The 14114-nt window shown below is 33.9% G+C and carries 14 protein-coding genes and 2 tRNA genes; 7 read left to right on the forward strand and 9 right to left on the reverse strand.

From position 1 onward, the window contains the following. Nucleotides 1-79: 79 nt before the first annotated feature. From H600_RS22385 to H600_RS0121030, 3 genes are all read left to right on the forward strand, one after another. Complete coding sequence (locus H600_RS22385; RefSeq protein ID WP_051234484.1) at nt 80-490, forward strand: DMP19 family protein; 411 nt, start codon at nt 80-82, stop codon at nt 488-490. Nucleotides 491-836: 346 nt separating this feature from the next. Then, a complete protein-coding gene (locus tag H600_RS0121025) occupies nt 837-1553 on the forward strand; it encodes a pirin family protein (RefSeq protein ID WP_026730638.1) in 717 nt (238 codons plus the stop codon). A gap of 366 nt (nt 1554-1919) precedes the next feature. Then, nucleotides 1920-2453, forward strand: a complete 534-nt coding sequence (locus H600_RS0121030) for a YceI family protein (RefSeq protein WP_026730639.1) — start codon at nt 1920-1922, stop codon at nt 2451-2453. Nucleotides 2454-2720: 267 nt separating this feature from the next. On the opposite strand, the gene H600_RS0121035 is transcribed toward H600_RS0121030, so the two are convergent. Then, complete coding sequence (locus H600_RS0121035) at nt 2721-3584, reverse strand: helix-turn-helix domain-containing protein (RefSeq protein ID WP_026730640.1); 864 nt, start codon at nt 3582-3584, stop codon at nt 2721-2723. Nucleotides 3585-3679: 95 nt separating this feature from the next. On the opposite strand from H600_RS0121035, the gene H600_RS0121040 reads away from it, so the two are divergent. Beyond that, entirely contained in the window at nt 3680-4042 is a 363-nt protein-coding gene (locus tag H600_RS0121040) for a DUF983 domain-containing protein (RefSeq protein WP_026730641.1), read from the forward strand. Between the two features lie 72 nt (nt 4043-4114). Next, complete coding sequence (fabD, locus tag H600_RS0121045; protein WP_026730642.1) at nt 4115-4987, forward strand: ACP S-malonyltransferase; 873 nt, start codon at nt 4115-4117, stop codon at nt 4985-4987. 96 nt (nt 4988-5083) lie between these two features. On the opposite strand, the gene H600_RS0121050 is transcribed toward fabD, so the two are convergent. The 4 genes from H600_RS0121050 to H600_RS0121065 all read right to left on the reverse strand — a co-directional run bounded on the left by H600_RS0121050 (nt 5084) and on the right by H600_RS0121065 (nt 8599). Continuing rightward, nucleotides 5084-5365, reverse strand: coding sequence for a hypothetical protein (locus tag H600_RS0121050; RefSeq protein ID WP_026730643.1), 282 nt, complete (start codon nt 5363-5365; stop codon nt 5084-5086). A gap of 52 nt (nt 5366-5417) precedes the next feature. Then, nucleotides 5418-6323 carry a DMT family transporter gene (locus H600_RS0121055; protein ID WP_026730644.1) on the reverse strand — a complete coding sequence of 302 codons (906 nt, stop codon included), beginning with the start codon at nt 6321-6323 and terminating at the stop codon, nt 5418-5420. A gap of 82 nt (nt 6324-6405) precedes the next feature. Next, nucleotides 6406-7422 (reverse strand): UDP-glucose 4-epimerase GalE, encoded by a 1017-nt coding sequence (gene galE / locus H600_RS0121060; protein WP_026730645.1) that lies wholly within the window; start codon nt 7420-7422, stop codon nt 6406-6408. A 46-nt stretch (nt 7423-7468) separates the two neighbouring features. Further along, a complete protein-coding gene (locus H600_RS0121065) occupies nt 7469-8599 on the reverse strand; it encodes a DegT/DnrJ/EryC1/StrS family aminotransferase (protein WP_026730646.1) in 1131 nt (376 codons plus the stop codon). Between the two features lie 134 nt (nt 8600-8733). On the opposite strand from H600_RS0121065, the gene H600_RS0121070 reads away from it, so the two are divergent. Then, nucleotides 8734-9975: a 3-deoxy-D-manno-octulosonic acid transferase gene (locus H600_RS0121070; RefSeq protein ID WP_026730647.1), complete on the forward strand. Its 1242-nt coding sequence runs from the start codon at nt 8734-8736 to the stop codon at nt 9973-9975. 340 nt (nt 9976-10315) lie between these two features. Then, nucleotides 10316-10531, forward strand: coding sequence for a PG1828 family lipoprotein (locus tag H600_RS0121075; protein WP_026730648.1), 216 nt, complete (start codon nt 10316-10318; stop codon nt 10529-10531). 133 nt (nt 10532-10664) lie between these two features. On the opposite strand, the gene H600_RS0121080 is transcribed toward H600_RS0121075, so the two are convergent. From H600_RS0121080 to mutS, 4 genes are all read right to left on the reverse strand, one after another. Then, nucleotides 10665-11042: a hypothetical protein gene (locus H600_RS0121080; protein WP_026730649.1), complete on the reverse strand. Its 378-nt coding sequence runs from the start codon at nt 11040-11042 to the stop codon at nt 10665-10667. A gap of 117 nt (nt 11043-11159) precedes the next feature. Beyond that, nucleotides 11160-11245: transfer RNA gene (locus tag H600_RS0121085), tRNA-Leu, on the reverse strand. 14 nt (nt 11246-11259) lie between these two features. Further along, a tRNA-Gly gene (locus H600_RS0121090) sits at nt 11260-11332 on the reverse strand. A gap of 155 nt (nt 11333-11487) precedes the next feature. After that, nucleotides 11488-14094 carry a DNA mismatch repair protein MutS gene (mutS, locus tag H600_RS0121095; RefSeq protein ID WP_026730650.1) on the reverse strand — a complete coding sequence of 869 codons (2607 nt, stop codon included), beginning with the start codon at nt 14092-14094 and terminating at the stop codon, nt 11488-11490. Nucleotides 14095-14114 lie beyond the last annotated feature (20 nt).

A 14114-nucleotide genomic window follows, 5' to 3' on the forward strand; every position in this document is an offset into this window, starting at 1 on the left:
AGGAGACTCGAGCGATAGCGAACTGGCGAAGCAAATCTTCGCAAGAAGCTCGACAAAGTAAAATCAAAAACTTAAAAAAATGAAATTATTCAACCCCATTTTATTTTTAATTCTAATAACATTTTCAAGTTGTTTAAGCCAAGTTTCATCAGACAAAGAGAAAACCATCATTTCTAAATCGAAAGCTAATATTGAAGAATTAGAAATGGAAGTAAATAATGGAGGATTTAATCAATACTTTTTTAATTCTAGTGGGCAAAATTGTTTCGAAACATTAAAAGTGTTGAAGAAAAATAAAAAGTTTAAAACCGCAAAAATTCTTGAATCAGCAATTAATTTAATTAATCCGAAAAAACTACCTAATGATGATTTAATTAAAAAACTCCGAAATCGAGAAGTTGAGGAGCTTAATGATGAAAAAATTAATGCAAAATTAGAACTTTTGGATTTAGAGTTTTATAAATATCCTGATGGAAATTTACAAGAATAATCTACACCAATCTTTGTAGAGCTACTTGCGAAGATTCCTCGTTCCTCGGAATGACAAACTGTATGATAAAAACCTTTGAACCTCTGCAACTTTGAACCTTTGAACCTTCTTATAAAAATGAAATTCCTAGTCTAGCCCCGATAGAAGTGAAAATCCTTTTATGGTGGGGTTCACCATAAAAGATTGAAACGGATAGCGGGACTAAACGTCTTTTGAAAACCAAAATTTCTGCTCCTAAAAAATCTTAGCATCTTAGCGCCTCAGAATCTTTCTTAACCTAGATTAAGTGCTTTTCGTCTACATCGACCGTATCTTTGTACTATAAAATTAACAAAAGAACAAAATCATGGAAAATATAGTATTGCACAAAGCAGACACAAGAGGAAATGCAAATCACGGTTGGTTAAACGCTTATCATAGCTTTAGTTTTGCGAGCTGGTACAATCCGGATAGAATTCAGTTTGGAGCACTTCGTGTTTTGAACGATGATACGATTGCGGGCGGAATGGGTTTTGGAACGCATCCTCACGATAATATGGAAATCATTACGATTCCGTTAGAAGGTGATTTGGCTCATAAAGACAGTATGGGAAATACTGAAATCATTAAAAATGGTGATATTCAGGTTATGAGTGCTGGAACTGGAGTTCAACACAGTGAGTTTAACCCAAATGCTGACCAGCAGACTAAATTGTTGCAAATCTGGTTATTTCCTAACAAAAGAAACGTTACGCCACGTTACCAACAAATCACTTTAAATGTTGCTGACAGACATAACAAACTATCTCAAATTTTATCTCCAAATGCTGATGATGAAGGCGTTTGGATTCACCAAGACGCTTGGTTCAATATGGGAAATTTTGATTCCGGAATCGCAACTGAATATAAAATTAACAAAGAAGGAAACGGAGTTTATGCTTTCATTTTAAAAGGAAATGTTACCATCAACGGACAGGAATTAAACACTCGTGATGCGGTTGGAATTTCAGGAACTGACACTTTAACTATTAAAGCCAATACAAATGCTGAATTTTTATTGATGGATATTCCGATGAATTACTAATTCGAAGATTACAATTAATACTTTTTTTTTCAGAAACGATATTTAAGTTGATTTTCAGCTTATTATCGTTTCTTTTTTTGTTACAATTTTATCAAGTTTTTTTGCCCCGGATTAAAATGCTTTTATTCGCCACGAATTACACTAATTTCCACAAATTTTGATTCAATTTTTTTCGTGGTAATTCGTGCAATTCGTGGCAATATTTTTTTTAATCCTTTTAATCTGTGTATCCCGATAGCTATCGGGAGTGGCAAAAAAATTATCCCATTTTTTATTTCTTAATCTAGGTTAAGTGCGTTACGCTTACTACCACCGTAACTTTGTCCTATCAAAATGAAATAAATTAATTATTTAAAAAATAAAATTATGGCAACTACAAAATGGTCAATTGACCCAACACATTCAGAAATTGGTTTTAAAGTTAAACACATGATGTTTACAAATGTTTCAGGAAAATTTGGAACTTATGATGCTTCTGCAATCACAGAAGGAGAAAGCTTTGATAATGCAGATTTTAGTTTTTCTGCTGATATCGCTTCAATCGACACTGCAAACGCAGATCGTGACGGACATTTAAGAAGCGGTGATTTCTTTGATGCTGAGAAACATCCAAAATTAACTTTCAAATCTTCTGCTTTCAAAAAAATCAATGATGGCGAATTTGAATTAACTGGAGATTTAGACATTAAAGGTGTTTCTAAAACGGTAAAATTCCCAGTTGAATTTAGCGGAATCATGACTGATCCATGGGGAAATACAAAAGTAGGTTTAAGCATTGAAGGAAAAATCAATCGTAAAGATTGGGGTTTAAACTGGAACTCTGCCCTTGAAACTGGAGGTGTTTTAGTTGGTGAAGAAGTAAAATTAAACATTGAATTACAATTCGTAAAACAAGCTTAATACTTTATAATAGGTTTTAATTTGGTTGGTTAAGAAGCCTGCACTTTTTCTCGGGAGTGCAGGCTTTTTTTTGGGGTTTGCCACGAATTGCACTAATTTTCACTAATTTTTTTTCTCTCAAAACTAGATCTTTTTTTTGCCACAGATTAAAAAGATTAAAAAGGATTTATTCTTGCTTTGTGAGAATAAGTAATCTGTGAAAATCCTTTTAATCTGTGGCAAAAAAATAATTCGTGGAAATTAGTGCAATTCGTGGCAAACCAAAAATCATCGCACTGTGTTTCGAAATTCTGTTGGCGAAACTCCTGTTTGTTTTTTGAAGAATCTGGAGAAATACGAATAATCTTCATAGCCAACTTTGAAAGCTACTTCGTTTACAGCTAATTGTTTGTCGATTAACATTCTTTTTATTTCCAGAATTACCCGATCCGTGATTACTTCTGTGGCGGTTTTTTGGAGAATTTCGTTACAGATTCTGTTTAAATGTTTTAGTGTAATGTTTAGTTTTTCTGCGTAGAAAGATGGGAGTTTTTCAGTTCTGAAATATTGTTCCAAAAGCGATTCGAATTTGTTGATTTTAATATTGTACGAATGCGTTTGATGCGAATAGGTTTCACTGTATTTACGGGCAATTTCGATGTGAATTGAATCTAACAAATTCAGCATTTTATCAAGCTGATATTTATTATTTTGATTGTTTTCCTGAATCAATAAGTCAAAATACGGAAGGATTTTTGGGATTTCTTTTTCTTCAAAAACCATTTCCGGCCGGTTATGAATCGAATGATAAAAATTATAATCATTGATCTTTTTTTGTCCGAAATATAAATTATACAATTCCTGAGAAAATATAATTACAAAACCTTCGATATCTTCTGACAAACTCCAATGATGCATTTGTCCGGGCTGAAGCACAAATAAACTGCCTCTTTTTATTTCGAATTGATCAAAATCGACTTCGTGCTTTCCTGAACCTTTTGTAAAAAACACCATTAAATACGAATCATGCCGATGCGGTTCTTCGACAAAACTGTGGCTTTTTAGATGTTCTTTAAAAGTATTCACATAAAAATCACGATGAATGTCGTTGCAACTAAAATTTTGAACACTATAAATTGGATACTTCTTCATAAAAATGTCTTTATTGTGCTATAAGTAGCGAAGATACTAAAAAGACTTTTATTCAAGTCCGAATTACCTTTGTATAAATAAAAAACATCGAAATCATGTCAAATGCATTAACTCATATTTTAAGCAACGAATGTCCTGTTTGTCACAAAGGAAAAGTATTTACAGACAAAAATATTTTTTTGACTTTTGGTCTTCCAAAAATGAATGAATACTGCAGTCACTGCCATTATAAATTTCAAAAAGAACCTGGCTATTTCTTTGGCGCGATGTATGTAAACTACGGATTAACAGTGGCTCAAGGAATTGCAACCTATTGTATTGCACAGTTTTTCTTTGAAAAAAACTTCGATTTAAGAATCATTCCCATCATTGCCATTGTGATAACTTTGCTTACTCCTTTCAATCTCCGATTTTCAAGGTTGGCATGGATTTACATGTTTAAGGATTATACGAAATAAAAAAGTGTTATTTTTGCCTTTCAATTGAAGCTAATTTTCAATTCCAAAAAAATAAAAAAACAAATTAGACAAATGAAAGCATACGTATTTCCAGGTCAAGGTGCGCAATTCACAGGAATGGGTAAAGACCTTTATGAAAATTCGGCTTTAGCCAAAGAATTATTCGAAAAAGCTAATGAAATATTAGGTTTCAGAATTACAGATATTATGTTTGAAGGTACTGCCGAAGAACTAAAAGAAACTAAAGTTACACAGCCAGCTGTATTTTTACACTCTGTTATTTTAGCAAAAACTTTAGAAGATTTCAAACCAGAAATGGTTGCAGGACATTCATTAGGAGAATTTTCAGCTTTGGTGGCTAACGAAACTTTATCTTTTGAAGATGGCTTGAAATTAGTTTCTCAACGTGCTTTGGCTATGCAAAAAGCTTGCGAAATCACTCCATCTACTATGGCTGCAGTTTTAGGTTTAGCGGATAATGTTGTAGAAGAAGTTTGCGCTTCTATCGACGGTGTTGTAGTTGCTGCAAACTATAACTGCCCTGGACAATTAGTAATTTCTGGAGAAACTTCAGCAGTTGAAAAAGCTTGCGAAGCTATGAAAGCAGCTGGAGCAAAACGTGCTTTAATTTTACCTGTTGGAGGCGCCTTCCACTCTCCAATGATGGAGCCTGCAAGAGAAGAATTAGCGGCTGCAATCGAAGCAACTACTTTCTCTACTCCAATTTGCCCAGTTTACCAAAACGTAACTGCAAATGCGGTTTCTGATGCGAACGAAATTAAAAAGAACTTAATTATTCAATTGACGGCTCCTGTAAAATGGACGCAATCTGTACAACAAATGATCGCTGACGGTGCTACTTTGTTTACTGAAGTTGGTCCAGGAAAAGTATTAGCTGGTTTGATTAATAAAATTGATAAAGAAGCGGTGACTGCGAATGCTTAATTAGTGTTCAGTCTCAGTGACAGTTTTCAGTCATTACTTACTATACGCAAAAAATCCTCATAAACTTTAATCAGTTTTCGAGGATTTTTTATTTTGTTATTTTCTCCAAGGATAATTCTGAATTCTTTTAAACATTTCAGCTTTAAACTCTTCTGGTGTAAATCCTTTTGCAAATTCAGCATCCAAATTTTCTGGCCACCATTCTCTAATTCTTCTTTTGGATTCTACTTTTGCTTCTTCAAGAGTTAATCCTTTCGCAAACTCGGCATCAAAATCAAAAGTTTCTGGATCTATTCCTTTAAATTTCGGTTTTTGAATTTCGTATTCTATTCTTGGTTCTTCAACCTTGTTCTTTTTATTTTCTTTATCCGAACCCATTATTCCTACATTTTATATTCTTATAAATTTATAAAATAAATTAAATCAAAATTTATAAAACTTTCTTTTCCTTCTTCTTATAATTTACAATAAAAACACCAAGAATAATAAGAGCTGTCGCAATTATAAAGTCGATTGTAATGACTTCATCTAAAAGAAGCCAACCTAAAAATACCGCAATTATAGTATTTATATAAGCTAGAATAGAAACCTGAACCGCTGTAACATACTTCAAAGCATAACTATAACAGAAAAAAGCAATCACAGATCCAAAAATCGATAAATACAAAGCAGCCAAAATACTTCTGGAAGTCCACGAACTGAAATCGGGATCTGGCGAAAAAATTGATGCTAAAACTAATTGAATACAAGACGCAGATGTGAATTGATAAAACAGATTAAGCACAATATTATTGGATTTATTGGCGTGTATTTTGGTGTAAATTGTTCCAATAGCCCAAGCCAGAATTGCAAATCCCATAAACATCATCCCAATTCTGTAATCAGCATCTAAAAATGATCCTAGTCCGTCTTTAAAAATAAAAACGACTCCAGTAAACCCTATTAACACACCAACAAATCCCCTAAAGCTCATTTTTTGCAATCCGACTAAAATACTTCCTAAAAAAATCAATATTGGAGACAAAGCACTTATTACTGAAGCTAATCCGCTTGGCACAGTCTTTTCGGCAATTGTGGTAAAGCCATTCGCAATTACAATCATCAAAACCGACGGAATAAGCTGTTGTTTGTAATTGTCCCAGCCAATCCATTTTAATTCTTTTTTGAACAACAAAATAGTCATCATAATCAATCCCGCCAACCCTTGACGAATTGAAGTTACATACCATGGCGGAATCGTTTCAACCGCAACGCGAATTCCTAAAAACGTTGTTCCCCAAACAATTCCAACTGCCGCTAAAGCAAAAATTAATTTATAATCTAAAGTTTGTTTCATGATAATCAATCTGCTAAAAAAAATCCCAAACTATATTGCTATAATTTGGGATCTTAAAATTTTATAATTTTAAAGTAAAGAATTATTTACTCCTCACTTTTTGTTCCCATTTCCATGCACTTGCCATTGCTTCGTCAAGACTCAATTCAGCCTTCCATCCTAAAATATTATTTGCCTTATCTGTATTCGCGTAAGCTTCCGTAATGTCACCTTCACGACGAGGCATCATCTTATATGGCAATTTTTTATCGCTGACTTTTTCAAAACTGTGAATGACTTCAAGAACTGAACTTCCTTTTCCTGTTCCCAAATTGAAAGTCTCGACTTTCGATAAGTTTTTCTTGCTTAATAGTCTTTGCAAAGCAATTACGTGTGCTTTTGCTAAATCCACAACATGAATGTAATCACGAACAGCAGTTCCATCTGGCGTTGGATAATCATCCCCAAAAACAGATAATTCTTGGCGTAAACCAACCCCAGTTTGTGTGATAAACGGAACTAGATTTTGGGGAACTCCCAATGGCAATTCTCCAATTTCCACAGATTTGTGCGCTCCAACTGGGTTAAAATAACGCAATAAAATAGCGTTGATATTTGTGACTTTGGCAGTATCTGTAATGATTTCTTCGCCAATTTGCTTTGTGTTTCCGTAAGGAGACATTGCCACTTGAACTGGAGCATCTTCCGTAATTGGCATTTTTTCAGCCTGACCGTAAACCGTACAAGAAGAACTAAAAATAAAACTCGCTTCTGGTTTTTGTTGCAATTCCTGCAAAAGATAAATTAAACTGCTAATATTGTTTTCATAATACAATAATGGCTGTTCAACGCTTTCTCCGACTGCTTTTGAAGCGGCAAAATGAATTACTCCCGCAACATCATTATGCTTTTTAAAGAAATCCTGCACTGATGCTTTTTCTCTTAAATCCAATTTTTCGAATAAAGGTGTTTTGCCTGTAATGGTTGTAATTCCTTTTAAAACATCTTCTGAAGAATTTGAAAGATTATCAATAATCACAACTTCGAAGCCTTCATTTTGCAATTCGACTACAGTGTGAGAACCTATAAATCCTAAACCTCCTGTTACTAATACTTTCATTATTTGGTTGTTTTGTTGTTGTTGTTTTTTGGGCTTATAACTTTTTTTATTTCAAAAACTCAATTACGCTGTCAGTAATAAATTTAATCTGCTCATCATCAAGTTCCGTGTGCATTGGCAAAGCAATTACTTCCTGGACTAATTGATTCGTTACCGGAAATTGCTCTTCTTTATAACGCGGATCCAAATATGCTTTTTGAGAGTGAAGCGGAATTGGATAATAAATTGCGCAAGGAATTCCTTTATCTAATAAATGTTGCATCAAAGCATTTCTGTCAGCATCGATAATTCTTAAAACATATTGATGAAAAACGTGATCATTTTCTTTTGCATTAAAATCTGGCGTGATAATATGCTTATTCCCTGCAAAAGCGGCATTATATTTTGTTGCCGCTAAACGACGCGCCTTGTTGTATTCATCAAGCAAAGGCAATTTTGCATTCAAAACTCCTGCCTGAATACTATCTAAACGAGAATTAACTCCCACTACATCGTGGTGATAGCGCTCGTACATTCCGTGATTTACAATTCCGCGGATAATGTGTGCTAATTTATCGTCATTAGTAAAAATTGCTCCTCCGTCTCCATAACAACCCAAGTTTTTAGATGGGAAGAAAGAAGTCGCTGCAACATGACCAATTGTTCCTACTTTTACTTTTGATCCCGATTTAGAAATATAATCGGCTCCAATTGCTTGCGCATTATCTTCAATTACATATAAATTATGTTCGGCAGCAATTTCCATAATTGCATCCATATTTGCAGCGCGTCCAAATAAATGTACCGGAACAATTGCTTTTGTTTTTGGAGTGATTGCTTTTTTTATTGCATCAATATCAATATTCATATTTACCATATCAACGTCCACTAAAACTGGCGTTAACTGTAATAAAGCAATAACCTCAACCGTTGCTGCAAAAGTAAAATCAGCAGTGATTACTTCATCCCCGGGCTGAAGGCCAAGCCCCATCATAGCAATTTGCAAAGCATCTGTTCCATTTGCACATGGAATAACGTGTTTTGCTCCTAAATAATCCTCAAGATTTTTTTGAAACTGGTGAACTAAAGGTCCGTTGATATAAGTATTTGTATCTAAAACTTCCTGAATTGAAGCATCTACAGTCGATTTTATTTTTTCGTATTGACTTTTCAAGTCAACCATTTGTATTTTTTTCATTTTGAATAACATTTAAAAATAAAGACCTGTTTTTTTAACAGAATCTCTAAAAGGAGGAACAAAAATAGTTATTAATAGCTTCACACCAATGAAAATAGTCTAAAGAAATGTAATTTAGCTGCAAAAATTATCAGATGCTTTTTTTATACAATTTCGCCATACACTTAGCAGGATTTTTCTTAAGAATCATTGCGTTATTTAGTCCGAAAATTAAGCTTTTTGTTGAAGGCCGAAAAGACGTTTTCTCAATCCTAAAAGAAAAAATCAAAACCGAAGACAAAACTATTTGGTTCCATTCGGCTTCTTTAGGCGAATATGAGCAAGGACTTCCCGTCATCGAAAAAATCAAAGAAAAATACCCTGCGCACAAAATTATTGTAACCTTTTTTTCACCATCCGGATACGAAGTGCGTAAAAATAATACAGTTGCTGATGTGACAATATACTTGCCATTAGACACAAAAAGCAATGCACGAAAGTTTTTAAAATTAGTTCATCCAGAAATTGCCTTTTTTATTAAATATGAATTTTGGCTAAACTATTTAAAAGAATTAGAAAAAAGCAAAACACCAACCTATCTGATTTCAGGAATTTTCAGAGACAATCAAACGTTCTTTAAATGGTATGGAGGTTTTTATCGCAAAGCGCTAAAGGCATTTACCTATTTCTTTGTTCAGAATGAAAAATCAAAAGAAAAAATTGAAGCAATCGGATTTCAAAATGTAATCATTTCTGGCGATACACGTTTTGATCGCGTTGCAGCAATTTTAGAAAGAGACAATCATGTTGATTTTATTGAGAAATTCAAAAACAATGTCCCGACAATAGTCATAGGGAGTTCGTGGCCAAAAGACGAAGCTTTACTAGCAGAATACATCAATCAAACTTCTGAAAATGTAAAATTTATTATTGCGCCTCATAACATCAAAGAAGATCAAATTTCGAATTTAAAAACGCAAATCACAAAATCAACCGTTTTGTTTTCAGAAAAAGATCATGCTGGCGATTTATCCAGCTATAATGTATTTATTATTGACACAATTGGTTTGCTGACTAAAATTTACAGTTACGGAACGATTGCCTATGTAGGAGGCGGTTTTGGAAACCCAGGAATTCATAATGTTTTAGAACCAGCTACATTTGGAATTCCAATTCTGATTGGCCCAAATTATTCCAATTTTGCAGAAGCTGTTTCACTAGTGGAATTAGGTGGGTGTATTTCTATTTCTAATGAAAAGGAGCTAAAAAACTATTTTGATCGTTTGCTCACAGACAAAAAATATTTTGACGAAAAGAGCAAAATTTGCAAAACCTTTATACAAAACAATGAAGGAGCCACAGACTGTATTATGAAAATTGTTTCAGAGACGATTTAAAAGCTAAACTGTAACTAAACGCTATTATGATATTTGCAAAGCATATAAACAAGTTTATTTGAAGTTTATCTGTTTGAATGTTTTTTTCATAAAAAACAAAATAAAGCACAAGCCAGCGATTCTAAAACAATAGTTTTTCTGATGAATCTGCAGCAAAAAATAATTTCTGCAAAAAATACAATAATATAATCTTTTTTTAGTATTTTGGCATGTTTATTGATAACTAAGATAATCGTGAGCGACGAAAATATTTTAAAAAAAAAGTGAAAAAATATTTTACATATTAAAAAATTTATATCTTTGCCACGAATTAATAATTAACCTTTTATAATAAAGTAAGATGAAAAAAGTATTTTTAAGTTTAGCTGTTGTTGCTGTATTAACTGTTGTATCTTGTAAAAAAGCTGACGCTGCTGCTGATGCTGCTGCTGTAGATTCTACTGCTGTTACTGTTGATTCTGCTGCTACTGTAGTTGATTCTGCTGCTGCAACTGTTGATTCTGCTGCTGCTAAAGTTGATTCTGCTGCTGCTAAAGTAGAAGAAGTAAAAAAATAATTAGAACCTAAGTTCTAAAAATTTTAAAACCATCATAGTGATGGTTTTTTTTATGCCGATTTCAAAAATCGACATTGCATAAAAAAAGTGTCCGCAAAAGCAGACACTTTTTTTTATATCCCAAACAAAAAGACTACTCCACCTCTTCCTCTTCCTCAATTGCCTCATCTTCAAAAATCGCTTCATTTGACGAGAAATCCAAAATTTCAGCCCTCGAGGCATACGACACGATTTCTTTTATTCCTTTTTGCAAAAGCAATTCTGTACTATATTTACGACTTGTAGCAAAATGAACATCTCCCAGCATCAATTTAAAAAAATACTTCCCTCCCGAACCTTTAAATTTCAAAAACTTCGCAAGATCAATCGACCCTTTAAACTTCTCAATATCTTCTTCACACTCAAATCGCAGCTCATAACTCAAACTCGTAAAAATCACCTTCCCTTTTCGAGAAGTAAACGTAAATTTATATTCATCATTAAACCTCCTGCTGATTACAAAAGCACCCATTTACAAATTTTAGATTTTAGATTGTTGATTTTAGATTTTCCAATAAATCTACTACGTAAATTTATCAATCGCAAGTTTGCGAAATAAAAAAAGCCTCTTCAAAAGAAGAGGCTTTAGTACTCAGAGCGGGACTTGAACCCGCACGAACATTGCTGTTCACTGGATTTTAAGTCCAGCGTGTCTACCAATTTCACCATCCGAGCATTGTATGGTTTTGAGCGAAAAACGGGGCTCGAACCCGCGACCTCGACCTTGGCAAGGTCGCGCTCTACCAACTGAGCTATTTTCGCATTTCAAATTCTATTTAAGAACCACAACACTTGTTTCGTATTGCGAGTGCAAATTTAGGACATTTATTCAATTATACAAGCGTTTTTAAAAAAAATATCACACTTATTTTATAACTTTCTGATAACCTAAACTTTAAACTTGAAAATTTTTATTTTTATTTTTTAACCAACATTCTTTTGATCTCATTCAGTTTCATCAAGGCTTCAACAGGCGTTATTGCATTTATATCAAGCCCTAAAATCTCTTCTTTTATCTCTTCTAACAAAGGATCATCCAAATTAAAGAAGCTCATCTGCATTTCGTCATTAGCGGCTTTTATTCCGTTTAGAGCATCGCTTGAATGATTTTTTTCTAATTTCTTTAAAAGCTTTTGCGCTTTAGAAATAACCAACTGAGGCATTCCGGCCATTTTTGCGACATGAATTCCAAAACTATGGGCACTTCCCCCTTTTACCAATTTACGAACAAAAAGCACAGTATCTTTCAACTCTTTTACCGCCACATTAAAATTCTGAATTCTCGGTAAAGACTCTGTCATTTCATTCAATTCATGATAATGTGTTGCAAAAAGCGTTTTGGCTTTTGACGGGTGTTCGTGCAAAAATTCAGCAATAGCCCAAGCAATCGAAATTCCATCATAAGTGCTAGTCCCTCTTCCAATTTCATCCAACAGCACCAAACTTCTATCTGAAATATTATTCAAAATCGAAGCCGTTTCATTCATCTCCACCATAAAAGTAGATTCTCCCATCGAAATATTATCAGAAGCTCCTACCCTTGTAAAAATCTTATCTACAATTCCCATTCTAACACTTTCAGCAGGAACAAAACTTCCCATTTGAGCCAATAACACAATCAAAGCCGTTTGTCTCAAAATTGCCGATTTACCCGACATATTTGGCCCGGTAATCATAATAATCTGCTGTCTTTCTCTGTCTAAATAAACATCATTTGAAATATATGGCGTGCCAACTGGCAATTGTTTTTCAATTACAGGGTGTCTTCCTTCTTTGATTTCCAATTCAAACGAATCGTCTATTTCTGGGCAAACATATTTATTTTCTATTGCTAATTGCGTAAAAGAACACAAGCAATCTAATTGTGCAACCAAATTAGCGTTCATTTGCACAGGCTTAATATAAGTAGCGATCCAAGCAACTAATTGCTCAAAAAGATCAGCTTCAATTTTATAGATTCTTTCCTCTGCCCCTAAAATTTTGGTTTCGTATTCTTTTAATTCTTCTGTAATATAACGTTCCGCATTGACCAATGTCTGCTTTCTGATCCATTCTGTAGGAACTTTATCTTTGTGCGTATTTCGAACTTCGATATAATATCCAAAAACATTATTAAAGGATATTTTCAAAGAAGAAATTCCAGTACGCTCCGATTCTCTTCTTTCAATTCCTTCCAAATATTCTTTTCCAGAAGTTGATATCGCACGCAATTCATCCAATTCTTCATTAATCCCACTTGCGATAGCATTTCCTTTTGCAATTGCAACAGGCGCATCTTGATTTAAAGTTGTTTTGATTTTTTCGCGAAGCAAGTCACAGGCATGCAAACTATCTCCAATAACTTTTACAGCTTCTTGCGGACTTTCGAGCGCTAAGGTTTTTATTGGAATAATCGCGTCAAGAGATTCTTTTAAATAAACAATTTCACGAGGCGAAACTTTTCCTGCCGCGATTTTCGAAATCAGACGTTCTAAATCTGAAATTTGTTTGATCTGATATTGAATATTACGCAGGATTTCAGGATTAGACTTCAAGTAAGCCACAACTTCATGTCGACTTTTTACTTTATTAGCATCTTTCAATGGTAAAGCTAACCAACGTTTTAGCAAACGCCCTCCCATTGGAGAAAGCGTTTTGTCAATAACATCCAAAAGCGTAACTGCATTCGGATTATAACTATGATACAGTTCCAAATTTCGAATCGTAAAACGATCCATCCAAACATAAGCATCTTCAGCAATACGCTGAATTGCCGTAATATGCTGCACACGATTATGCTGTGTTTCTGACAAATAATACAAAATTGCTCCAGAAGCAATGATCCCTTCTTTCAATTCTTCGACACCAAAACCTTTTAGGGAATTTGTCTGAAAATGTTTTGTCAATGTTTCTAAAGCATAATCTTCTTTATAGATCCAATCTTCCAAATAAAAACTATGAAAATCTTCTCCAAAAGCACTTTTAAAATCGCTTTTATTATTCTTTGGAACTAAAACCTCGCTTGGACTAAAATTCTGCAATAATTTATCGATGTATTCTGCATTTCCTTGAGCTGTTAGAAATTCTCCTGTTGAAACATCCAAAAAGGAAATCCCGATATTTTTATTGGCAAAATAAACCGATGCCAAAAAGTTATTCGACTTAGACTGCAGGACCTCATCGTTTAAAGAAACTCCAGGAGTTACTAGCTCAGTAACGCCACGTTTCACTATAGTTTTGGTCATTTTTGGATCTTCCAATTGATCACAGATCGCCACACGAAGTCCGGCCTTAACCAATTTTGGCAAATAAGTATTGATTGAATGATGTGGAAAACCCGCCAAAGCTGTTTCAGTATCAGAACCCGCACCCCTTTTAGTCAGTGTTATTCCAAGAATTTTTGAAGATCTGATGGCATCTTCGCCAAAAGTTTCATAAAAATCCCCAACTCTGAAAAGCAGACATGCATCAGGATATTTTCTCTTGATTTCGTTATACTGTTTCATTAAAGGTGTTTCCTTCACCACTTTTTCTTTAGCTGCCAAATCGATAAAATTTAAATGAA

Origin of the sequence: Flavobacterium denitrificans DSM 15936, from assembly GCF_000425445.1 — a bacterium.
GTDB lineage: Bacteria > Bacteroidota > Bacteroidia > Flavobacteriales > Flavobacteriaceae > Flavobacterium > Flavobacterium denitrificans.

Coding starts and splice junctions, on each gene's coding strand:
- H600_RS0121035 (WP_026730640.1), bottom strand. CDS start 3,584: ATGAAGAAGTATCCAATTTATAGTGTTCAAAATTTTAGTTGCAACGAC.
- H600_RS0121040 (WP_026730641.1), top strand. CDS start 3,680: ATGTCAAATGCATTAACTCATATTTTAAGCAACGAATGTCCTGTTTGT.
- H600_RS0121055 (WP_026730644.1), bottom strand. CDS start 6,323: ATGAAACAAACTTTAGATTATAAATTAATTTTTGCTTTAGCGGCAGTT.
- fabD (WP_026730642.1), top strand. CDS start 4,115: ATGAAAGCATACGTATTTCCAGGTCAAGGTGCGCAATTCACAGGAATG.
- H600_RS0121025 (WP_026730638.1), top strand. CDS start 837: ATGGAAAATATAGTATTGCACAAAGCAGACACAAGAGGAAATGCAAAT.
- H600_RS0121080 (WP_026730649.1), bottom strand. CDS start 11,042: ATGGGTGCTTTTGTAATCAGCAGGAGGTTTAATGATGAATATAAATTT.
- H600_RS0121070 (WP_026730647.1), top strand. CDS start 8,734: ATGCTTTTTTTATACAATTTCGCCATACACTTAGCAGGATTTTTCTTA.
- H600_RS22385 (WP_051234484.1), top strand. CDS start 80: ATGAAATTATTCAACCCCATTTTATTTTTAATTCTAATAACATTTTCA.
- H600_RS0121030 (WP_026730639.1), top strand. CDS start 1,920: ATGGCAACTACAAAATGGTCAATTGACCCAACACATTCAGAAATTGGT.
- H600_RS0121075 (WP_026730648.1), top strand. CDS start 10,316: ATGAAAAAAGTATTTTTAAGTTTAGCTGTTGTTGCTGTATTAACTGTT.
- galE (WP_026730645.1), bottom strand. CDS start 7,422: ATGAAAGTATTAGTAACAGGAGGTTTAGGATTTATAGGTTCTCACACT.
- H600_RS0121050 (WP_026730643.1), bottom strand. CDS start 5,365: ATGGGTTCGGATAAAGAAAATAAAAAGAACAAGGTTGAAGAACCAAGA.
- H600_RS0121065 (WP_026730646.1), bottom strand. CDS start 8,599: ATGAAAAAAATACAAATGGTTGACTTGAAAAGTCAATACGAAAAAATA.